This window comes from Micromonospora polyrhachis, from assembly GCF_014203835.1.
Classification (GTDB): Bacteria; Actinomycetota; Actinomycetes; order Mycobacteriales; family Micromonosporaceae; genus Micromonospora_H; species Micromonospora_H polyrhachis.
In genome coordinates this window covers 6,213,015-6,233,508 of the sequence record NZ_JACHJW010000001.1, presented here as the reverse complement: position 1 = coordinate 6,233,508, position 20,494 = coordinate 6,213,015, and the positions used below count along the sequence as shown (strand labels likewise).

The 20,494-nt window shown below is 68.7% G+C and carries 19 protein-coding genes; 6 read left to right on the top strand and 13 right to left on the bottom strand.

The window, feature by feature from the left end:
• Position 1 precedes the first annotated feature (1 nt).
• The 3 genes from FHR38_RS27575 to FHR38_RS27565 form a co-directional block, all read right to left on the bottom strand.
• Positions 2 to 1,045 carry a FecCD family ABC transporter permease gene (locus FHR38_RS27575; RefSeq protein ID WP_184537676.1) on the bottom strand — a complete coding sequence of 348 codons (1,044 nt, stop codon included), beginning with the start codon at positions 1,043 to 1,045 and terminating at the stop codon, positions 2 to 4.
• Positions 1,045 to 2,082: an iron-siderophore ABC transporter substrate-binding protein gene (locus tag FHR38_RS27570; RefSeq protein ID WP_184537674.1), complete on the bottom strand. Its 1,038-nt coding sequence runs from the start codon at positions 2,080 to 2,082 to the stop codon at positions 1,045 to 1,047. Before FHR38_RS27570 ends, FHR38_RS27575 begins: the two co-directional genes overlap by 1 nt.
• 446 nt (positions 2,083 to 2,528) lie before the next feature.
• Positions 2,529 to 3,143: a hypothetical protein gene (locus FHR38_RS27565; protein ID WP_184537672.1), complete on the bottom strand. Its 615-nt coding sequence runs from the start codon at positions 3,141 to 3,143 to the stop codon at positions 2,529 to 2,531.
• A gap of 118 nt (positions 3,144 to 3,261) precedes the next feature.
• On the opposite strand from FHR38_RS27565, the gene FHR38_RS27560 reads away from it, so the two are divergent.
• Positions 3,262 to 4,029 carry a helix-turn-helix domain-containing protein gene (locus FHR38_RS27560; protein WP_221449213.1) on the top strand — a complete coding sequence of 256 codons (768 nt, stop codon included), beginning with the start codon at positions 3,262 to 3,264 and terminating at the stop codon, positions 4,027 to 4,029.
• A gap of 306 nt (positions 4,030 to 4,335) precedes the next feature.
• Here the strand turns inward: FHR38_RS27560 and FHR38_RS27555 are convergent, their stop codons facing one another.
• The 4 genes from FHR38_RS27555 to ngcE form a co-directional block, all read right to left on the bottom strand.
• Positions 4,336 to 5,181 carry an alpha/beta fold hydrolase gene (locus FHR38_RS27555; protein ID WP_184537667.1) on the bottom strand — a complete coding sequence of 282 codons (846 nt, stop codon included), beginning with the start codon at positions 5,179 to 5,181 and terminating at the stop codon, positions 4,336 to 4,338.
• A 368-nt stretch (positions 5,182 to 5,549) separates the two neighbouring features.
• Entirely contained in the window at positions 5,550 to 6,458 is a 909-nt protein-coding gene (locus tag FHR38_RS27550; RefSeq protein WP_184537665.1) for a carbohydrate ABC transporter permease, read from the bottom strand.
• Positions 6,455 to 7,363, bottom strand: a complete 909-nt coding sequence (locus tag FHR38_RS27545) for a carbohydrate ABC transporter permease (protein WP_184537663.1) — start codon at positions 7,361 to 7,363, stop codon at positions 6,455 to 6,457. The genes FHR38_RS27550 and FHR38_RS27545 overlap by 4 nt, the downstream gene beginning before the upstream one ends.
• A 74-nt stretch (positions 7,364 to 7,437) precedes the next feature.
• Entirely contained in the window at positions 7,438 to 8,850 is a 1,413-nt protein-coding gene (gene ngcE / locus FHR38_RS27540) for an N-acetylglucosamine/diacetylchitobiose ABC transporter substrate-binding protein (protein WP_184537661.1), read from the bottom strand.
• A gap of 197 nt (positions 8,851 to 9,047) precedes the next feature.
• Here ngcE and FHR38_RS27535 point away from each other — a divergent pair, with 197 nt between their 5' ends.
• A complete protein-coding gene (locus FHR38_RS27535) occupies positions 9,048 to 10,403 on the top strand; it encodes an acyltransferase family protein (RefSeq protein WP_184537659.1) in 1,356 nt (451 codons plus the stop codon).
• A 119-nt stretch (positions 10,404 to 10,522) separates the two neighbouring features.
• Positions 10,523 to 11,443, top strand: coding sequence for a hypothetical protein (locus FHR38_RS27530; RefSeq protein ID WP_184537657.1), 921 nt, complete (start codon positions 10,523 to 10,525; stop codon positions 11,441 to 11,443).
• 21 nt (positions 11,444 to 11,464) lie between these two features.
• Here FHR38_RS27530 and FHR38_RS27525 read toward each other — a convergent pair whose 3' ends face one another.
• Positions 11,465 to 11,761 (bottom strand): hypothetical protein, encoded by a 297-nt coding sequence (locus tag FHR38_RS27525; protein WP_184537655.1) that lies wholly within the window; start codon positions 11,759 to 11,761, stop codon positions 11,465 to 11,467.
• Positions 11,762 to 11,854: 93 nt separating this feature from the next.
• Positions 11,855 to 13,207 (bottom strand): UDP-N-acetylmuramoyl-L-alanine--D-glutamate ligase, encoded by a 1,353-nt coding sequence (murD, locus tag FHR38_RS27520; protein WP_184537653.1) that lies wholly within the window; start codon positions 13,205 to 13,207, stop codon positions 11,855 to 11,857.
• Positions 13,208 to 13,255: 48 nt separating this feature from the next.
• On the opposite strand from murD, the gene FHR38_RS27515 reads away from it, so the two are divergent.
• The gene (locus FHR38_RS27515; protein ID WP_184537651.1) at positions 13,256 to 14,617 is read left to right on the top strand and encodes a MurL-like N-terminal domain-containing; all 1,362 of its coding nucleotides are present in this window, start codon (positions 13,256 to 13,258) and stop codon (positions 14,615 to 14,617) included.
• A 40-nt stretch (positions 14,618 to 14,657) separates the two neighbouring features.
• Here FHR38_RS27515 and FHR38_RS27510 read toward each other — a convergent pair whose 3' ends face one another.
• Positions 14,658 to 16,358, bottom strand: coding sequence for a PucR family transcriptional regulator (locus tag FHR38_RS27510; protein WP_184537649.1), 1,701 nt, complete (start codon positions 16,356 to 16,358; stop codon positions 14,658 to 14,660).
• A 181-nt stretch (positions 16,359 to 16,539) separates the two neighbouring features.
• On the bottom strand, positions 16,540 to 17,964 hold the full coding sequence (gene rox, locus FHR38_RS27505) for a rifampin monooxygenase (protein WP_221450128.1): 1,425 nt from the start codon (positions 17,962 to 17,964) through the stop codon (positions 16,540 to 16,542).
• A gap of 587 nt (positions 17,965 to 18,551) precedes the next feature.
• On the opposite strand from rox, the gene FHR38_RS27500 reads away from it, so the two are divergent.
• Both FHR38_RS27500 and FHR38_RS27495 read left to right on the top strand, forming a co-directional pair.
• The gene (locus FHR38_RS27500; RefSeq protein ID WP_312882438.1) at positions 18,552 to 19,361 is read left to right on the top strand and encodes a helix-turn-helix domain-containing protein; all 810 of its coding nucleotides are present in this window, start codon (positions 18,552 to 18,554) and stop codon (positions 19,359 to 19,361) included.
• Positions 19,352 to 19,540: a DUF397 domain-containing protein gene (locus FHR38_RS27495; RefSeq protein ID WP_184537645.1), complete on the top strand. Its 189-nt coding sequence runs from the start codon at positions 19,352 to 19,354 to the stop codon at positions 19,538 to 19,540. Before FHR38_RS27500 ends, FHR38_RS27495 begins: the two co-directional genes overlap by 10 nt.
• Before the next feature lie 83 nt (positions 19,541 to 19,623).
• Here FHR38_RS27495 and FHR38_RS32960 read toward each other — a convergent pair whose 3' ends face one another.
• Together FHR38_RS32960 and FHR38_RS32590 are read right to left on the bottom strand one after the other, a co-directional pair.
• Positions 19,624 to 19,929: a transcriptional regulator gene (locus FHR38_RS32960; protein ID WP_184537643.1), complete on the bottom strand. Its 306-nt coding sequence runs from the start codon at positions 19,927 to 19,929 to the stop codon at positions 19,624 to 19,626.
• A complete protein-coding gene (locus FHR38_RS32590) occupies positions 19,926 to 20,429 on the bottom strand; it encodes a hypothetical protein (RefSeq protein WP_184537641.1) in 504 nt (167 codons plus the stop codon). The genes FHR38_RS32960 and FHR38_RS32590 overlap by 4 nt, the downstream gene beginning before the upstream one ends.
• Between the last annotated feature and the right edge of the window lie 65 nt (positions 20,430 to 20,494).

Genomic DNA, 20,494 nt, shown 5'->3' with positions numbered 1-20,494 from the left:
CTCACAGTTCTCGTACCTTCTGCCGGCGGACGATGTAGATGAAGAACGGGGCGCCGATCAGGGCGGTGATGATCCCGGCCTCGATCTCGTCGGGCCGGTTCACCACCCGACCGACGACGTCGGCGGCGGTCAGCAGCGCGGCGCCGACGAGCGTGGCGAACGGCAGGAGCCAGCGATGGTCGAGTCCGACGAGCAGCCGGCACAGGTGTGGGACGATCAGGCCGACGAACGCGATCGGGCCGGCGACCGCGGTGGCCGCGCCGCACAGCACCACCGCGCCGAGGGCGGCGATCCCGCGCATCAGGGCGACGCGTTCGCCGAGGCCGGCGGCGAGTTCGTCGCCGAGCGCGAGGGAGTTCAGCGCCCGGGCGCAGAGCAGGCAGATGACCATGCCGGTGATCAGGAACGGCAGGACCTGACCGATGCTCTCCCAGGTCGCGCCGCCGACCCCGCCGACCTGCCAGGACTGGAAGTTCTCGGCGATGTCGCCGCGCGGCAGCACGACCGCCACCACCAGCGACGCCAGTGCCGCGGAGGTGGCCGCCCCGGCCAGCGCGATCTTGAGCGGGGTGGCGCCGCCGCGGCCGAGCGAGCCGACCGCGTAGACGAACAGTGTGGACACGGCCGCACCGGCGATCGCGACCCAGATGTACGCGGTGGCGGTGTACAGCCCGATGGTCACCATGCCGACCGCGATCGCCAGCATGGCGCCCATGTTCACGCCGAGGATGCCCGGGTCGGCGAGCGGATTGCGGGTGACGCCCTGCATGACGGTGCCGGACAGGGCCAGCGCCGCGCCGACGAGCGCGGCGAGGACCGTACGCGGAATGCGTTTGACCACGGCTGCCTGGTTGAGGGTCTCGTCGGTGCCGCTGAAGGCGGCGACGATGTCGGCCCAGCCGACGATGCGGGAGCCGAAGGCGACCGACGCCAGCATGACGAGGACCAGGACGGCGAGGACGACCATCAGCCAGCCCAGGCGCACCCGGGCCGGGCGCCGCACGACGGTGACGTCCGGCCCGGAAGGAGTTTCGACGAGCGTCATCAGATCTTGTCGGCTGCCTTGCCGAGCAGGTCGACGTAGTCCTTGAGCACGAACGAAACTGCGAGCGGCGTGGGGTTGGCGGCGGTGGCTACCGGGGTGCTGCCGGGCAGGGAGACGAACGATCCGCGCGCGATCGCCGGGATCTTGGACAGCAGCGGGTCCTTCTGCAGGGTGGCCAGCGTGGTGCCCTGGGCGTCACCGTAGGTCACGATGATGTCCACGTCGCTGAGGTTCTGCACCTGCTCGGCGCTCTGCGTGAGGCTGAACTCGGTGGTCCCGGCGGACGCCTTCGCGATGCTCTCCGGGTGCTTCATGCCGAGGTCGGTGAAGAACTGGGACCGGGTGTCGTGCGTGGTGTAGAAGCTGATCTTGCTGAGGTCGGTCGGATCGAGGTGGGTCAGGAACATCACCGACTTGCCGGCCAGCTTCGGGTAGCGCGCCGCCTCGTCCTTCATCTCCTGCTCGATCTTCGCGATCAGCGCGTCGCCCTCGGCGGCCAGGCCGAGGGCCTTGCTCTCCAGCTTGATGCTGTCGCGCCACGAGGTGGACCAGGGCGTCTTCGGGTACGCGACGACCGGCGCGATCTTCGTCAGGGTGTCGTAGTCCTGCTGGGTCAGACCCGAGTAGGCGGCCAGGATGACGTCTGGCTTGGTGTTCGCCACCCCCTCGAAGTCGATGCCGTCGGTCTCGTCGAACAGCACCGGGGTCTGGGCGCCGAGCTCCTTGAGCTTCGCGGCATCCCAGGGCAGCAGGCCGTCGCCGTCCTCGTCACCGAAGTTCGCCTTGGCGTAGCCGACCGGGACGATGCCCAGGGCCAGTGGCACCTCATGGTTGGCCCAGTTGACCGTGGCGACCCGCTCGGGTTTCTTCTTGATGGTCGTGGTGCCGAACGCATGGGTGATGGTGACCGGGAACGATGCAGCGCCGCTGCCGGACGCGGCAGGGGTGTCGTCGGTGTCGGACGATCCGCCACAGGCAGCGAGTGCGAGCACGGTGGTGGCGGCGACGATTCCCGCGAGGAACCGGGTGACGCGCATGCTGAGATACTCCACTTCGCAGAGGTAAGGGATGCCTAACCTAACAGCAGCTCAGGTAGCCGCGTAATCCGCCCTGACCCCCTACGACACAGGCCTCCCGAGGCAAATCAGGCTCTTACTTGATCAAGGGTGTTGCGGCGTCCGAGGTGTCCAGTGAGGCAAGTCCCGGCACTGCGATCGTGCGCCGGGTCGCGAGCGCTCACCGTCCCGATCGGCGTACCGGCGACATTGCACGCGAGCACGGGAACACTGGTCGGCTCCCCCACCGTGCAACAGGTCTCCGAGCAACGTTCGCGACCGTGATCAAGCCGGTCTGCGCGCCGGCCGCTTCGCTGAGCCAGTTCGTTGGATCGCCTGGCTCATCCAGCCTGCCATGCGCATACCCGCAAGCCGCCCGCGACTGGCCCGTTGGATGGGATAGTCACGGGCGGCCCGGAGCGCTTCGCTCAGGTGAGCCTGAACGAGGAGATGATGTCGTTGAAGTTCACCTGGTTGAGGTCGGCTGCCTCCGGGCGCAGCGACAGGACTCTGCCGCCCCACCATGCGTGCTCGTAGCTCTCCTGCCAGCAGTTGTTAGCACCGTAGAACGAGCTGATCTTGTCGTTGATGCTGGTCAGTTCCGGCAACTGGTATTCCCAAACATCTACCGGTCCGTCGTCACAGCGATGGTCGCCGGTCCCGATGTAGGTAAAGCCCCGGGTGTCATATCCGGTGTGCTCGAAGTTGACGGCCACGGTGATCTCGGCCATGGTGGTCGAGCCCGCCGCGAGGGCGGCCTTGTTCCGCTGTGCCGCCTGGGCACCGAGCTGGTTGAGCCGGTCACGCAGCCCGACGCCGGGCGTCAGCGCAGGCAGGGCGTCCGCGTTGGTGATCTCCCCCTGCGTGACATCGGCGATGGCGGCCGAGAAGGTCGAAAAGCAGCGGGTGGCACCGGTGCTCAGGTTCGTTACGCAGTGCTTGGCGGGCTCCTGCGGGGCAGCGCTCGCCGGTGCCGGGGTGGCCAGTGCGCCCAGCAGTGCTGTGGCCAGAACGGCCAGAAGCCTGGCGTGTTTCCTGATCACGATTCCTCCTTGAGGCTGTCGACCCGGGCCCGGCGGTGAGTTGCGCGCACCTACGAGTCTCGGCAGAGCCGTTTGCCGGCAACAGTGGAAACCACGCCCCGGACACCTGTTGCCACCAATGCAGTCATTGGAGAAGATGGATGCCTTCCGGGCGATGGTGAACGAGGTGACGATGACGGCGGACGAGCGGCTCGGCTATCGGCTGGAGACCGCCGCAGGGACCTTCGCAGTCGAGCTGCTCCGCCTTCGGGAGTCCGCCGGCACACCCAGCTTCCGCGAACTCGCCAAACGCACGCACTACTCTCGAACCGCCCTGTCGACGGCGGTGGCCGGCCGCGTGTTGCCATCACTGCCGGTGACACTCGCCTTCGTCGCCGCATGCGGCGGAGACGAACAGGAGTGGCGCAAGCGCTGGCAACAGGCCAACCGCCGGCTCGACGTCAGCGCGGCGGGCATCCTGGAACGGCCGGTAATCGCCCGGCCAGCCGGGTCCCCCCAGGCGGTGGTGGACGGCGCCGATCCGGAACGGGCCGGATGCGGCTTCGACGCGGTGACGCTGGACGCACAGAAGGTAGCCATCTCCGAAACTCAACTCGTCGGCCAGGTCCAACTGCGCTACTCGCCATGGGGTCGAGCAGCCTGGTCCCGGTTCGAGGGCACATCAGGCCTGGACCACCTGGCAACGACCAACCAGGTCGAAATCCACATGGAGATCGAACGTGGCGACGGCCTCACCCGCACCGTCGAAAAGCAGGAATACATCCACGACTACATGTGGTCGATGATCCTGCTGGTCGGCCCCGACCCGGTCCGCGCCCGAGTCCAGGTACTCATCAACGGCCGGCTGATGGGAGCCGGTGAGACCCTTGCACTCTCACTGAGCTGAGGCTGTCTACGGCAGCCGAGCCGTACGTCTACCTGGCATGGCGCACAACGCGGGACAAGATAGCGGGTCGGGAAGGCCAGAGGATCGAATCGGCCCTGGACGAGCCGGTCGTAGGGGCTGGCCGCCCAAGTGGGCAGCATGCTCAGAATCGCGGCCGCCCCGACTCCGGTCAGGGTGACCAGGCCGGCTAATGATCGCCAGGCCGGCGAGGGCCAGCAGCATCCATGCGGTGAGGAAGAGGAAGGCCACGCGTCAGACAGCGAAGATCGGCAGTACGCTGACGAGGGTGACCTGGCGAGGCCACCGTCAGGTAGCCCGGCCGAGGAACCCCTCCACAGTGGCTACGAAATTGGCCGGGTCGTCCACCCACGGGAAATGCCCTGCCCCTGGCAGCACCGCAAGTTCGGCGTTGTTGAGCAGGGCGGCCAACTCGCGGACAGCCGTGGACGTGGGCCAGATGTCGTATTCGCCGACCACCAGGAGTATCCGCATTCTCAGTGTTGCAAGGCGGCTGGGCAGCGTGGGGTCCGGGTCGAAGCCAGCGTAGAATCCGTCGGTTGCCGGCTGAGCGAACTGGGCGGGCTCGGCGGCTGCCTGCTCCTGGGCGGCGGCGTTCCATTGTCCGTAGAGCAGCGGCGCCGCGAGCCAGCGGTACCGCTCCAGTTCCTGTGGCGTTGCGGCCTCGGCGTGCAGGGCGGCGACCGCGTCGGCGTACCAGGGCTCGTGGGCCCGTTTGGCCAGCACCTCGTCGACGCCGAGGTCGGACTGGATGCCGACGACGCGCATGGATGGATCGACCAGCACAAGACGGCCGACCCGGTGCGGGTGCTCGGCCGCGTACAGCAGGCAGATCCCGCCGCTGGCCGAGTGTCCAAACAGGTCCATGACGTCCAGCCCAAGGTGGCCGCGCAGTGCCTCGACGTCGTGGACGAGCCGTTCGACCCGGTACGTCGTGGGGTCCTGTAGTGTCTGCGACCCGCCCGTGCCGCGGTTGTCCAGCAGGATCAACGTCCGGTGTTCGCTAAGACCGCCCAGTTCGTCGAAGTACTCGACGGCCTGGCCCGGGCCGCCGGGGATGCACACCAGGGGCGGCCCGGAGCCGACCATCCGATATGCCAGTTCTGTGCCATCCCAGGAGTAGAAGCGTTGCATGCGGCCCGAGTCTGCCACAGAGCTAGCGCCTGATCAGGCCAGGCTCGCTCTCACCGCGGCGGCGACGCGCCTGCGCACGTTCGTTCCGACGTGCCTGTGGCGCGAGTCCATACGCCGACGGTCGTCGGTCGTTGTACCGCCGAACAGGCGGGCGGTGCGATGGAGATCGGGTTGCGGACCCCACCGGACCTGACCGCCCCAGCCGTTACTGCGGGCTTTTCGGGGCAGGTTCAAAACTATATGGACAACAGCCAAGGCCCCGACCAGGTTGTTACTGGTCAGGGCCTCGATCGGTGCGCCGCCAGGGACTCGACCCCGGAACCTGCGGACTGGAGGTCCGCTGGGTACCAACGTGGCTGCCAGTCCGGTTACTTGAGTTGGCCGGCGGTGAGGCCGGACTGGATCTGCCGCTGGAACGCGATGTAGACCACGAGCACCGGCAGCATCGCGATGGTGAGACCAGCGAAGAGTCCGCTGTAGTCGCCCGCGTACCCCTGGTTGACGGCCAGGGCGGTCAGGCCCTGGGCCAGCACCCACTTCGACTCGTCCCCCTGCATCAGCACCTGGGGAAGGATGAACTGGTTCCAGTGGCTGAGGAAGTTGAAGATACCGACGCTGATCAGGCCCGGCCGGGCCATCGGCAGCATCACCCGGAAGAAGAGCCGGAAGTGGCCGCAGCCGTCCATCATGGCCGCCTCCCCCACCGAGGTGGGCAGCGTCCGGAAGAACGCGGTGAGGAAGAAGACCGTGAACGGGAGGGAGTAGCCGGCGTAGACCAGCATCAGGCCCGGCCAGGTGTTGAGCAGCCCCGCCTGGCGTACCACGAAGAAGAGCGGGACCAGCGCCAGGAAGACCGGGAACATCATGCCGCCGACGAAGAGGTAGTAGACGATCTGCCGGCCCCGGAACTCGTACCGGGCGAAGACGTACGCGGCGGTGGCACCGAGCAGCATGGTCAGGGTCAGCGAGCCGGCCACCACGATGGCACTGTTGAGGAAGTACTGCCCGATGTGGGCCTCGGTCCAGGCCCGGGCCCAGTTCTCGAAGCGCAGCGCGCTGGGCAGGCCCCAGGGATCGGAGAGGATCTCGGCGTCGCTCTTGAACGAGCTGATCACCACCCAGAGCAGCGGCAGCACGGTCAGCAGGCCCCACAGCACCAGGAAGCTGTGGGAGAAGACGTTGAAGACACCCCACTCGCGTCGGGGCTGCCGGTCGGGCGTACGGGTTTCCGGGGTGGCGTGGACCGGTGCCGCCACCGGGCTTTCGACTGTGCTCATGAGTACTCGATCCGGTCACGTTTGGCGGCGCGCAGGGCCAGCACGGACACCGACAGGGTCAGGAAGAACATCACCACGCCGATCGCCGAGGCGTAGCCGAACTTGGTCTCGGAGCCGAACGCGGTGTTGTACATCCGCAGGCCGATCACGTCCGAGGAGTAGTTGGGACCGCCGTCGGTCATCAACTGCACCAGGATGAAGCCGTCGAGCGCGGCGATGGCCAGGTAGATCCAGGCGACCTGGACGGTGTCCCAGAGCAGCGGGATGGTCACCTTGAACAGGGTGGTCCAGCGTGACGCCCCGTCGAGCATGACCGCCTCGTAGATGTCCTTGGGGATCGACTGCATGGCCGCGCCGAAGAGTACGACGTAGAACCCGACGTTGCTCCACACCATCGCCGCCAGCACGCACCAGAACGCGAACCTGGGGTCACCCAGCCACGCGGGGGTGGGCAGCCCGAGCCCGGCGAGCGCGCCGTTGAGCAGGCCACTGTTGGGGTGGTACATCTCCCGCCAGATGTAGGCGATGATCACCACCGAGAGCACCTGCGGGAAGAAGTACACGAGCTGGTAGAAGGCCGAACCCCGTACGCCGACGACACCGGCCCGGCCCCGCCGGCCGCCCATGGTGAGCATGGTGCTGAAGAAGAGGCCGAGCCCGATGGTCAGGACCGGCAGCAACAGCAGCAGGATCGCGTTGTTCTTGATCGCATTCCAGGCGTACTCGTCGCGCCACAACGCGGTGAAGTTGTCCAGCCCCAGGAACTTGGCGTCCGGCGAATAGCCGAGCCAGTCGGTGGTGGAGATCTGGAACGCCTGCGCGTACGGCGAGAGGACGAAGATGCCGTACAGCAGCAGGGGCGGCAACAGAAAGGTGATGATCAGCGGATACTTGCCATGTCTCACGAGATTTGATCCTGCCCAGGCGTCGGGAATGCCGGAAGGGCCGGCCCGTCACCAGGCCGGCCCGTTCGCGTGACTCAGACGGCTCGCTTGTACTTGGTGATGGAGTTGTCCGAGGCGATCGAGTCAGCGCCCTTCTGGCACAGCTCCAGGAACTCGGCCGGGCCGATCCGTCCGCTGAAGAACTCCCCACAGGCGGCGTCGACGAGGTTGCGCTCCAGCTTGCGGTAGAAGGTGTTGTAGACCCAGTTGAAACCGTTACTGCCGGACGCCTCCAGGGCCTTGCTGACGGTGGTGAGGCCGAACGGCAGCTCGACGCCGTCAGTGGCACCGGCGACCACGGGCAGGCTGGACACCTTCCTGGTGAAGTCCTGGGCACCCTTCTTGGACAGCATGATCCGGAAGTACTCCAGGCCACCGGCCAGGTTCTTGGCCTTGGCGGGGACGATGAACGGCTCACCGGCGGTGCCGCGGATCGCCTCGAAGGGCAGTTTGTCGCTGCTGCCCAGGCTCGGCGTCGGCGCGATGGACATGTTGAAGCCGTCGGGCGTGACGCTCTTCTGCTCGCTCTCCAACCAGGAGCCGCAGGAGATGAGCGCCGCCTTGCCCTGGCTCCACTCGGTCTGTGACTGCTTGTGGTCCAAGCCGGGCGAGCCGGCCAGGATGTAGCCGTCCTTGACGATCTGATGCCACGCGTCGGCCGCCGCCTTCATCGCGTCGGACTTCCAGGCGTTGGGCTCCAGGTTGTCGATGGCGGTGGCCACCGAGATGCCGCCGAACTTGATCGCCGTGGAGAGCAGCGGCCAGCTCATGTAACGGGGGTGCTTGCCGGCGTACGTCCACGGCGCGATGCCGGCGGCCTTGATCTGCTTGCACAGCGCGATGTGCTCGTCCCAGGTCTTCGGATACTGCCAGCCCTTCTCGGTGAAGAGCTTGGTGGAGTACCAGATGCCGTAGGCGGTGTAGGTGTAGTTCAGGGCCAGGAACTTGCCGTTGTAGGAGCCCACCTCGACCGTGCCCGGCAGCAGGGTGTCACGCACCTTCTTGCTCGGGTCGTCCAGGCTCGGTGCGTCGAGCAGCTCGCCGAGGTCGGCCAGCGTGCCCTGGGAGACCAGGCCGTTGAAGTCGATCTGCCCGGCACCGGAGTTGTTGATCACGTCCGGCGGGGTGCCATCGACGAAGCGCGGCTGCAGGGTCTTGTTGATCTCCTGCGTCGCCGAGTGCGTGATCTTGGCCTTCGGGTACTTCTCCGCGTACATCGCCTCGTGCGCCTTGGCGTACTCCTCACCGAAGCCGCCGTTGAAGATGACGACCTCCAGCGGGGCGTCCGCCTTGACGCCGAGCGGGTTCTCTGCGGTCTTCTCCGCCCGGTTGTCGCCGCCGTCGCTGTCGTCGCCGCCGCCGAGGGCACAGCCGGTCAGCAGGCCGGCGACGGGGGTCGCGAGGGCACCGGCCACCGCGGTACGACGCAGGATGTCACGCCTGTTCATAGATTCTCCTCGGATCGGGGGTCCAGCGGTGCGCCGTTGACGATGACGGGCGGCCGCCGCGCGAGGTGCTGTGTTGCTTGTCTTCACTGTTCACGGTATTGCTGAAGAATTCTTACGGCAGTAGGCGGCCGGCAGCAAGTCCCCACGGCCGAACCGTTATCACCTTGCGCGGATCCGCGACTCGCTACGCTGACCTCATGCGTCGCGTGCGGCAACTCGCCGAACGGACGCCAGCCAATCGGGAGCGTTACCTCGATCTGCTCCGCGCGGTGGCGATCGTGGCCGTGGTACTCGGCCACTGGCTGATCACCGTCATCGGCCCCGACCGGCGGGGGCAGCTCACCGGCCACTCCGCCCTGCCCGACCTGCCCTGGGCGCACCCGATCACCTGGATCGTCCAGGTGCTGCCGGTCTTCTTCTTCGTCGGCGGCTACGCCAACGCCGCCTCCCTGACCAGCCGACGACGCAAGGGCGGCACCGCGCTCGACTGGCTGTTGGACCGCAGCGGCCGGCTGCTTCGCCCCACCACGACCCTGCTGCTGGTGCTCGCCGCCGCCTCGGTCGGTGCCCGCCTGCTCGGTGCCGAACCGGCGCAGATCCGCACCGCGGTCTGGTTCGCCACCATCCCACTGTGGTTCCTCGCCGCGTACCTGGTGGTGGTGGCCCTGACCCCACCCATGTACGCGCTGTACCGGCGCTACGGGTTCGCCGTACCGGTGGTGCTGGTCGTCCTGGTCGCCGCCGGTGACCTCGCCCGACTGCGCGGTCCGGAGGCGCTGGCCAGCGGTAACTTCCTCTTCGGCTGGCTCGCCATCCACCAGGTCGGCTTCGCCTGGCGGGACGAGCGGCCCCGGCTGGCCCGCCCCCGGGTCGCCGTACCGCTGCTGCTCGGTGGACTGGTCGCGCTGGTGTTGTTGACCGTGGTCGGGCCGTACCCGACCAGCATGATCAACATCCCGGGTGAGCGGCTGCACAACATGTCCCCACCGAGCCTGGCCCTGCTCGCCGCCGCCACCTTCCAACTCGGCCTCGCCCTGCTGCTGCGCGACCCGGCCGAACGGTGGCTGCACCGCCCCCGCCCCTGGCTGGTGGTGGTCGCGCTGAACGCCGTCGTGCTGACCATCTTCCTCTGGCACGTCAGCGCGGTGGTGCTGCTCGCCGGCGGGCTGCACGCCGTGGACCTGCTGCCCACGCCAGCGGTGGGCACGCTGGCCTGGTGGCTCTGGCGAATCCCCTGGCTGCTCGCACTGATGGTGGTCCTCACCGGGCTGGTCGCCATCTTCGGGCCAATCGAGGCCCGCAGCGGACGCCGCCCCGACACCCGGCCCCGCTGGCTGCCCGCCGGGGTGTGCAGCGGACTGCGCCATCCGGCACCCCGGGCGCTGCTCACCATCGTCAGCTTCGGTGCCACCGCGTACGCCCTGCTCGCCAACAGCCTGGCCCCCAAGACCGGGCACGACCTGTTCGGCCTGCCCACGACGACCCTGGTCGTGTACCTCGCGGGTGCCGGCGTCCTGCGGATACTGCGCGCTATCCCGGACGAGCGTCGGTGACGCGGCGACCATCGCGTTCCCCCTCAGCCCATACTCAGCCCATACTCAGCCCACTGCAGAACGCTCTCACCACAGCCGATCCACGGCAAGACTTGCGGCAAGAAGGCTAGGATCCGGCAGTGCCCGACAGCCACGTACCGCTGCCGCCGGGAACAGCCGGCACTCCGGCGTCCACCCTGGCCGCCGAGATCGCCGGATGGATCAACTCCGCACCCGTACGCGAGTTGGTGGCAGCGTTCGGCGGACGGCCCCCCGAGACCCGGCCAGGCGAGCTGCTCGCCTGGCTCGACGACTTCTCCGCCAGGCACTGGGACTTCCGGGGCGGCCGGGAACGACCCGAGGCCCGGGAACCCGACCTCGATCCAGGCATCGCCCGACTGGTCGTCGAGGCGGCCCGGCTGCTGGGCATGGTCGAGGCGACGCCCCCGCCGCAGCCCGTCTACCAGCACCTGATCGTGCTCGGCGGCCTCGCACACGCCTGCCTGCGACGCACCGGCTACGCCGCGCACCTGATCCGGTCAGGACTCACCGTCACCGGCGTGATCGCCGCGTTGGGCAGCCTCCGGCCCTTGAGCCAGGCAGAGCGGGACAACCTCGCCGCGATCGGGGTCACCGACTGTGGGACCGAGGTGGACGCCCTCAACGCGGGAGTACGCCGGGCGTTCGGCAGCAGCCGACCCACCCCGGGGCCGCCGGTCCGGGTCCTCGCCGCCCCGTCCAGCGATCCGACCGTACGGCGGGCACACACCGCCGACACGCAGCGGTTCTGGGCCGGGCAGGTACGCCTCTCCCCCGGTGACCGGGTGCTCGTGGTGACCGCGCCGATCTACGTACCGTTCCAGCACTGCGACGCGATCCGGACCCTCGGCGTGCCGTACGGGTGTGCCATCGACACGGTGGGGGTGGATCCGACGCTGGCCGACGCACCGCTGCCCGAGCCGACCCTGACCCCCGGTCGCTATCTGCAGGAGGTGCGCTCGGCCATCCGCTCGATGCGCACCCTGCACGCGTCGGTCAGTGCGGTCGAGCCGCACGCTTAGCTGCGACCCGGACCCGACCGGTCACCGGGTCTCGACCCAGACCCGCTCGGTCCGGTGTGGCGTGAGGTTGGCGGTCGAGGTCTCCCCCACCGGCTTCCACGGCCCCTCGATCAGGATCGCGTCCCCGTATTGAAGATGCCGCTGGAGCACCTTGACCCGGTGTTCGCCGGTGCCGCTGGCGCACAGGCTGGACGCGGTATAGCCACTGACGCTGTAGCTGCAGTCGGTTGGGGTGGCGACGGCTGGGCTCGCCGCGCCAACGGAGATCGTAGTGGCCAGGGCGACTGTCAGGGAAAGAGTGATGGCGGACCGCTTCACGACACTCCTCAGTTAGGAATCTTTACTAACCAGTTGGAAGTGAAGCAACCACTTTCATATCTGTCAATATGCATGTCCGGCGGACGCAGGTGACTAGCCGACGGCGGTGTCCCGGATGGCCTGCGCGAACACCTCGGAACGGTGCTCGAAGTTGCGGAACCGGCCGTAGCTGGGCGCGGCCGGGGAGAGCAGCACCACCCCGCCGGTCGGGGTCAGCTTCCGGGCCTGCCGGACCGCCGCCACCAGGTCGTCGGCGAGTTCGGTGTGCACCGAGGGCAGGTCCCGCAGCAGCTCGATGATCCGGGGACCGCTGTCCGGGATGCCGATCACGTTGATGTCGCCCCGCTGGGCGAGGTGGTCACGCAGCGGGCTGTAGTCCAGCCCCCGGTCGTTGCCGCCGACGATGACGGTCAACGGCCGCCCCTCGTACGCGTCGATCGCGTGCATCGCCGAGTAGGGGCTGGTCGCCAGCGTGTCGTCGACGAACATCACCCCGGACGGGTCCTCGATCTCGGTGAGCCGGTGCGGCAGCCCCTGGAACGCGGCCACCGCCCCGGCCAGGGTCTCCCGCTCGGCGACGCAGTCCACCCCGAGCGCGGTCAGCACGGCCAGCGCCACGCACAGGTTGCCCTCGTTGTGCCGACCGACCAGCGGAAGCGCCGCCCGGGGAAAGAGTGGCTGGTCCGCCGCGAACAGGTACGGCGTACCGTCCGGGCCGGGCGCGACGTGGAACGTGTCCGGCGTACCGGCCCGGATCACCGGGCGGTCACCGATCTCGGCGGCCAGTCGCGGATCGGTGCCGTTGACGATGATCGTCTCCGGGCCGTGGTCGAGCAGGTTGAGCTTGTCCCGGTAGTACTCCCGCTCCCCACCATGCGCGTCCAGGTGCTCGGGAAAGAGCGAGGTCACCACGGCCACCCGGGGCGAGTCGGTCAGGTCGGAGCACTGGTAGCTGGACAGTTCCAGCACGTACAGCTCGGCCGGGGGCAGGTCGAGCAGGGGAACCCCGATGTTGCCACCGAAGACGTTCGGCCGGCCGACCGCAGCGAGGAGCTGGCTGATCAGGCTGGAGGTGGTGCTCTTGCCCTTGCTGCCGGTGACCCCCACGGTGCAGGCCGCGTGGTCGGCCATCCACAGGGCCGTGCCGCCGGTGACGGTGACCCCGCGCTCGCGCAGTTCGGCCAGCCACGGGTGGGTCTGCGGTACGCCCGGGGAGCGGACCACCACCTCGGCGGCGGCCAACTGCTCGAACCCGTCCGGCCCGGTGTAGAGCGGGGCGGTCTGGGCGAGCACGCCATCCCAGGGCAGTGACAGGAAGCTGGCGCTGTCGTCGACCGCGACCAGGCTGGCCGGGCCGTGCGCGGCGACAGCGGTCACCGCCGCCCGTCCCTCCCGCCCAGTTCCCCAGACGGCAACCGAACGTCCGCGCAGGTCAGACAGGCGCACTGGTGATCTCCTCCACATCCGGCGACCGGGCCGGGACTAGTATGGCGTGTGCTCAACGGACAGCTCCGACAGATGGTCGCCTTCAGTTTCCCGTCACACTCGATCGACCTCACCACCGGTGTGGCCTCGTTCGACTACGCGCTCACCGGGCCGGGCGGCGAGCTGCGGTTCACCGAGACGATCACGTTTCCGGTGCCGTCGACCCGGCCGGACGAGGCCACCCTGGCCACCTTCGGTCGGGTGCTGGAGCTGCTGCACCTGGTCGCCGGGGTCAGTTACTACAAGGCTGCCGCGCCGCGCCGGCTGGTGCTGCCGGCACCGCTGGGCGAGGCCGCCGTCGCGCTGACCACCGCCGTCTACACCAAGGGCCTGGCCGAGTACGCCTACCGCAACGACCTGCCGCACGTGCTGGAACTGGTGCCGGAGGTGCCGGCCGGTGAGCCGACCGCCCCGGAGCCGGTCGACAACTCCGGCCGACGACCGTTGTCGGCGGTGGGTGGGGGCAAGGACTCGATCGTGAGCCTGGAGGCGCTGCGCCAGAGTGGGTTCGACCCGGTGCCGTTCTCGGTCAACCCCAATCCGGTCATCGTCGCGGTCAACGAGGCGTCGGGGCTGGTCGCGCTGGCCGCCCGCCGGAAGATCGACCCGACGCTGTTCGAGTGGAACGCCGCCGGGGCGTACAACGGACACATCCCGGTCACGGCGATCAACTCCCTCATCGCGGTGGCGACGGCCGTGCTGCACGGGCTCGGCCCGGTGGTGATGTCCAACGAGCGCTCGGCCTCCGACCCGAACCTGATCTGGAACGGTCAAGAGATCAACCACCAGTGGTCCAAGGGCGTCGAGGCGGAGGGGCTGCTACGCGCCGCGCTGGCCGGGCACGCCGGGCTGACCGAGCCGTACTTCTCCCTGCTGCGGCCGCTGTCGGAGCTACACATCGCCCGACTGTTCGCCCAGTTCACCCGCTACGACGACGTGGTGACCAGCTGCAACGCCGCGTTCAAGCTGCACGACCCGACGGCCCGCTGGTGCGGCGACTGCCCGAAGTGCCGGTTCGTCTTCCTGGCCCTGGCCCCGTTCATGCCCCGCGAGCGGCTGGTCCACATCTTCAGCGGCGACCTGCTCGCCGATCCGGCCCAGGTGCCGGGTTACCTGGAACTGCTCGGCATCGACGCGCACAAACCGTTCGAGTGTGTCGGCGAGGTCGAGGAGTCGCTGGTGGCGCTCGGGCTGCTGACCGAGCAGGAGCAGTGGCGGGACGCTGCCGTGGTCCGGGCGCTGGTCGACGCCGTACCGGCGGACGCCTGGTCGACCGCCTCCCGGTCCGACGTCTTCACCCCGGACGGCCCGAACCACGTTCCCCCCGCGTACGCCGACGCGCTCGCCAAGATCGGTGTGGGCGAGGGATAGTCGTCGTGGGCAGCGCCCGGTGTCACGGACCGCGTGCCGCTCAGGTGTCCCGGACCGCGTCCAGGGCAAGCAGAGCGACATGCAGCGACAGGCACACGTCCACCGAGTCGAGGTCGGCGTCGAGGATTCGGGCGATCCGGGCCAACCGCTCGTAGAAGGCCGGCCGGGACAGGTGCGCCGCCGTCGCGGCGGCGGACTTGTTCCGGCCCTGCTCCAGGTAGATCCGCAGGGTGCCGAGCAACTGCTCCTTCGGGTGCTCGGCGTCGTAGGCCAGCAGCGGCCCGAGTTCCCGCTCGACGAAGGTCTGCAATCGGGGCTCGTCACGCAGCAGGTGCAGCAATCCGGGCAGCCGGACGTGGGGCAGGCGGAACACGGCCAGGTCCCGCCGCCCCCGCCGGGCCGCGTCGGCGATCTGCCGGGCCTCGATCAGCGACCGCCGCCCCTCCCGCAGGGTGCCCACGCCCGAGCCGGCCGCCACGATCACCGCGTCCCGGGCGCCGGCAGCGTGTTGCGTCGACGCCGCCGCGAGGCGTACCCGATCCAGCGCCGCCGCGAACGCGGAGAGCGAGCGCTCCTCGGCGCTCGCGTCCGGTAACGCGAGCAGTACGCCCACCGCCTGGTCGTCCAGCGCGCTGGCCAACCCGGTCAGCTTGCTCTCCCGCATCGCCTGGCTGACCGCTTCGGCCAGGTCCCGTAGCCGGGCCTGGGCGGTTTCGGTGGCCGCCTCGTCGGTCCGGTGCCGGACCACCACCCCCACCAGGTGCCGACGTTCGAGGACCACCCCGAGGGCGCGCGCCCGTAGGGCCACCTCGTCGACCAGCCGAGCATGATCGAGCAGGGTGGTGAGCAACGTACGGTGGATCTGGCGTTCCAGTCCATCGACGTCGCGCCGGATGAGCCGGCCCAGGGCCAGCGTGGAGGCGGCCCGTTCGAGCAGAATGGTCAACCGGGTCGGGGGGAGCTCGGGCCGTTCGGGCGCTCCCATCCGGTCGGGCATCCCGAGCCGGTCGGCCCACTCGCCGCTGGGCCAGCGCAGCAGCAGCCGCCCCCAGTCCTGGCCACGGGCTCCCACCGTGGTGACCAGCCAGCCGGTGTCCGGGTCGTACGCGGTGCGCCCGGTCGGCCGAATCCGCCGGGACTGTTGTTCCCAGCCGCTGAGCAGCAATTCGGCGCTGCCCCCGGCCGGATCGTAGGCCAGCACCTGGCGGGACAGATTCTCCAACACCACCGGGCAGCCGGACAGCTCGGCGGCCTGACGGATCACCTCGGCCGGCTCGGCCCCCTCGACGGAGAGTTCCGTGAACCGCTGGTGGATCTCCTCGGTGGCCCGCAGCTCGGCGAGCTGGGCGTGGACGATCAGCCCGTGTACCGCCTCGGTGATCGGGACGAACGGGGTGGGCAGCCGCAGCTCGACCAGGGGCAGCCCGCGCCGGTTGGCGGCGGCCACCATCACCCGGGGCACGCTGGCCGGATAGCGACGGCCGAGTTCGACCACCAGGCCGGAGACCCCCACCCCGGCGAGATCACCGATGAAGGCCCGTAGTCCGTCGTCGTCGGCCGGCAGACCGATGCCGGTGGTCAGGACCAGTTCGCCACCGCCGAGTAGTGGGGCGATGTCGGGCACCTCGGCAACGTGCACCCAGCGGACAAGACGGTCCAGACTGGTCTCCCCGGCAACAACTCGGGGCCCGCCGTACTGGACCGGGTCCAGGGCGAGCACGTCACGGACGGTGGGAAACACGCGGCCACGCTACCGGGTGACGGCCGCTCGCTCTACGTTCCGGATCTTGACAACTTGATAACGCTGCGTCACAGAAACCCGTACTACCGCCGGACAGGCGTGGGCCGCCGGGGGTAGATCAGGCCACCGGGGGTAGACCAGGCCGTCACCACGACCGGTAGCCATGACCATAACGGCGAAATCAGTTGACGGGCTTGCCGAACCAGCGGGCGAGGTGGTCGTCCAGGTCCTGCTGATCGTCACCGATCCAGGCGACGTGACCATCGGGGCGTAGCAGGACGCACGGAACATCCAGTACGGCAGCGGGATCCGCGAGGTGGTCGACCCGGTCCGACCAGCGGCCGACGGTCAGGCGTTCGGTGCGGTCCAACAGCAGGCCACGGCCGCGATGCAGCAGACCGTAGAGGCGGCCCTGTGTGACGTCGATGTCGCGCAGGCGCCGGCCGAGCAGGTCGGGGCCCGCACCGAAGTCGTAGCGGATGTCGATCGCGGTGATCTTCTCGATCAGATAGCGGTTCACCTCGTCGAAGTCCATCAGTGCGGTGAGCAGCCTACGCACGGCCTGCGGGCCCGGTTCGGTGGACAGCAACTCCATCTGGGCGCGAGTGTTGTCCAGCACCTCCGCGGCGACCGGATGACGTTCGGCCTGGTAGGTGTCCAGCAGTGTTTCCGGCGCCCAGCCGCGGATCTGTGCGGCCAGTTTCCAGCCGAGGTTGAATGCGTCCTGAACGCCCAGGTTGAGGCCCTGTCCACCGGTGGGTGGATGGACGTGTGCCGCGTCGCCGGCCAGCAGCACCCGCCCGACCCGATAACGTTCGGCTAACCGGGTGGCATCCCCGAAGCGGGACAACCAGCGTGGGGAGTGCACGCCGAAATCGGTTCCGGCGACGGTGCGCAACTGTTGTCTGAAATCCTCAAGGGTGGGCGGTTCCGCGCGATCGCTGACTCCGGTGGCGGGGACCACGACGCTGTAGACCCCTCCGCCGAAGGGCCTGAGCCAGAATCGCTTGTTGGTCTCGGGCACTTCGGCCATCTTGGCGGCGATCTGTTCCTGCGGCACACCCACTTCCATCTCGCCCATCAGCGTCTCGGTCCGCGAGGACTCACCGGGGAAGCCGACGCCGAGCAGTTTGCGCACCGTACTGCGCCCGCCGTCGCAGCCGACGAGATAGCGCGCACGCAACTGTTCCCCGTCGGCCAGCTCGACGGTCACCCCCGCGCCGTCCTGCTCGAAACCGGCCACCGCACAACCGCGCCGGACCTGCGCACCCAGTTCGATCGCGTGTTCTTCGAGCAGGTGCACGATGACCGGCTGCGGGATGCCCAACAGATAGGCGTGCGCGGAATCCAGCCCCTCGGGCGCGGGTTTGTTGATGGCGGCGAAGAAGCCGGCGGCCGGACGCCGTCTTGCGCGTTCGACAATGCGCTCCAGCAGTCCGCGCATCGCCATCAGCTCGATACTGCGAATGTGCAGACCGACGATGCGGACGAACGACACGGGCTCGGTTTCCTTCTCCAGGACGAGTACCCGCACATCGTGCAGCCGCAGTTCGGCGGCCAGCATCGCACCGGTCGGCCCGCACCCGGCAATGATCACGTCGAACATGAGGGGCGCGCGATCGGCGCTGGCGGCCGGCGATGGGAGTCCGGGGACGTTGTCCACGGTGAAGTCGCGCTCGGCCGTATCCGTCGACGATGGCTCGGCGGTGAACTGAACAGGGTGCATAGGTGTTGCCTTTCGGGAGTGCCTGGTTGGCGAGGCGCTCCCGGCGATACCTATGTCAATCGCCCGACCGTGACGGAGAGGGGGAGCACCCACATCGATACAGCGTTCATGGGTCTCACCTCCTCGGGTGGTGTCGCGGTCAGCTGCAAGCTACAAGCCCGAGCGCCATCCCGTCCACTCCTTTTCCAGCGACCCGGGTGAGCAGCAGCGCCGCGGCGATGCCGATCAGGGTTCGTCACCGCCGCGTCAATGTCGCAGCGGCGCCGGCAACCACGAACGGTCACCCATCTCTACCGTCGAAATGCCCGATCATCGCCGAAAGAACCACCTATTCGCATCCTTCACAATTCGTCGACAACAAGGCTACGGTCGGCGAGAACGGCAGCTCGCGCCGTTCGCACATCGGCAGCAGAACAACAACGAGCCAGCCGTACCAGTGGAGCGAATACTCGAATTGTGGAGGAAGTGTGGAGAGCGAATCCGTACCCACCGTCGAACTGATCCGCGCCCAATTACGCCGGATGCGCCTCGCTGCCAAATACAGTCAGGAGGAGTTCGGTCGGCTCATGCACTACTCGGCCTCCATGGTCTCGGCCGTGGAGTTGGGCCAGCGTCCGATCGACCTGCCCTTCCTGAGGCGGGCCGACACCGTGCTCGACACGGGTGGGCTCTTCGTCGCGCTCTGGGAACTGGCCAGGCGGGACCGGGAACCGGTGTGGTTCCAGCCCTGGTTGGACGCCGAGCGGAGCGCGGCCCAGTTGCGCGGTTACCAGCCAACCCTGGTGCCCGGCCTGTTGCAGACCGAGGCCTACGCCCGGGCCGTCCTGCGCACCGACGGCGCGCTGACCGACGAGAGGGTCGAGCAGCGGGTGGCGAACCGGCTGGACCGGCAGGCGATCCTGACCCGGGACGACCCGCCGGAGTTCTTCGCCGTCCTCGACGAACGGGCGGTGCGGCGCACCGGCGAGGGCTACGACGCGCTGATGGCCGAGCAACTCGCCCACCTGGTGGAATGCGCCGAACGCCCACACATCAGCATCCACGTCATCCCCACCGATGTCGTCTTCCACATCGGGCAGTCCGGCCCGTTCATCCTGGCCCGGTCCGCCGAGGGCGGCTGGGTGGGGCACCTGGAGACCCAGCTCGGCGGGTTCCTGGTGGACAGCGAGGAGGGTCTGGCCGCGCTGCTGAGTAGGTGGGATGGTGTGCGCAACGAGGCGCTGTCGCGCCGGCAGTCGCTGGACCTGATCAAGGAGATGATGAAGCAATGGACCTGACCGACGCCCGGTGGCGCAAGTCCATCCGCAGCGGTGCCAGTGGCGGCGACTGCGTCGAGGTGGCTGACAACCTGCCCGGTGCCGTGGCCGTACGGGACAGCAAGGACCGGCAGGGGCCGGCGCTCGTCTTCACGCCGGCCGCCTGGCGGTCGTTCCTACAGGTCGTCGGCGAACGCTGACCCACCTGGCAGCGGTCGGGTGCGGTTGGCTCACCGGCAACCGCACCACGGCACCACGGGACGCCCGGGTCTGGGTGGTCCGGCTATCGCGGCTGCTCACCGACGATTGCCCGAAGCGCCGCAACATGGGCCCGATAGGCGGACCGACCCTCCCGGGTGAGGCACAGCCAGACGCGCTGCCGGGTCTCCCGGACCGCCTTGCGCTGTTCGACGTAACCGGCCTCCATCAGGACGGTCACGTGCTTGCTGAGCACCGACGCGGAGACCGCCAACTGCTCCTGAACGACGCCGAACTCGGCCTCCCCGGCCGTGTCGAGCAGGGCACAGATTCGCAGGCGGTTGGGGGCGTGGATGGTGGCGTCGAAGCCTCCGACGAGGTCTCCGGTCACACCGACCTCGTGTGCAGCCGTACGAACAACAGGTGGAAACCAACGGCCAGGGCGATGCCGACGGCGGAGGCCGCGAAGAGGGGCAGTGGGTTGCCGGTAAGCCAGAACACCACCAGCGCCACCACGGTCACGGCTGGATAGCCGATCGCCCCGGGCAGCGCGATCCGCTTGGGTAACACGTCCATGCGCAGCGCCACGCCGGTCCGACTCTGCCAGGCGCGCCCCGCCACGGCGAACAGCGACAGGTACACCGCGAGCAGGAGCACCCCGGCCACCAACCAGGCCGCGCGCGGCAGCAACCATTCCGGGTCGGCGATCACCCCGCCGAAGACGATGGGGAGCGCGCCGCAGTACCCCGCGAGGCAGGCGGTGAACCACAGCGGCCACGGCGTGGCCGACAGCCGGGCGACCGACGCTTGGACCTGTGCGGCGTCGCCCAGCGCGGCGCGCGCCTGATCGGGAGTCGGCCAGGATGGGGGCGGTGTCACGTCTGTTGCCATGTTGGAAACAGTAACCCCCGTGTTTCCAACATGGCAACTCTAGACTTTCCGTGCCGGCAAGCGAT

Coding starts and splice junctions, on each gene's coding strand:
- FHR38_RS27495 (WP_184537645.1), top strand. CDS start 19,352: ATGGACCTGACCGACGCCCGGTGGCGCAAGTCCATCCGCAGCGGTGCC.
- FHR38_RS27560 (WP_221449213.1), top strand. CDS start 3,262: ATGCAGTCATTGGAGAAGATGGATGCCTTCCGGGCGATGGTGAACGAG.
- FHR38_RS27535 (WP_184537659.1), top strand. CDS start 9,048: ATGCGTCGCGTGCGGCAACTCGCCGAACGGACGCCAGCCAATCGGGAG.
- ngcE (WP_184537661.1), bottom strand. CDS start 8,850: ATGAACAGGCGTGACATCCTGCGTCGTACCGCGGTGGCCGGTGCCCTC.
- FHR38_RS32590 (WP_184537641.1), bottom strand. CDS start 20,429: ATGGCAACAGACGTGACACCGCCCCCATCCTGGCCGACTCCCGATCAG.
- FHR38_RS27555 (WP_184537667.1), bottom strand. CDS start 5,181: ATGCAACGCTTCTACTCCTGGGATGGCACAGAACTGGCATATCGGATG.
- FHR38_RS27575 (WP_184537676.1), bottom strand. CDS start 1,045: ATGACGCTCGTCGAAACTCCTTCCGGGCCGGACGTCACCGTCGTGCGG.
- rox (WP_221450128.1), bottom strand. CDS start 17,964: ATGTTCGACGTGATCATTGCCGGGTGCGGGCCGACCGGTGCGATGCTG.
- FHR38_RS27570 (WP_184537674.1), bottom strand. CDS start 2,082: ATGCGCGTCACCCGGTTCCTCGCGGGAATCGTCGCCGCCACCACCGTG.
- FHR38_RS27550 (WP_184537665.1), bottom strand. CDS start 6,458: ATGAGCACAGTCGAAAGCCCGGTGGCGGCACCGGTCCACGCCACCCCG.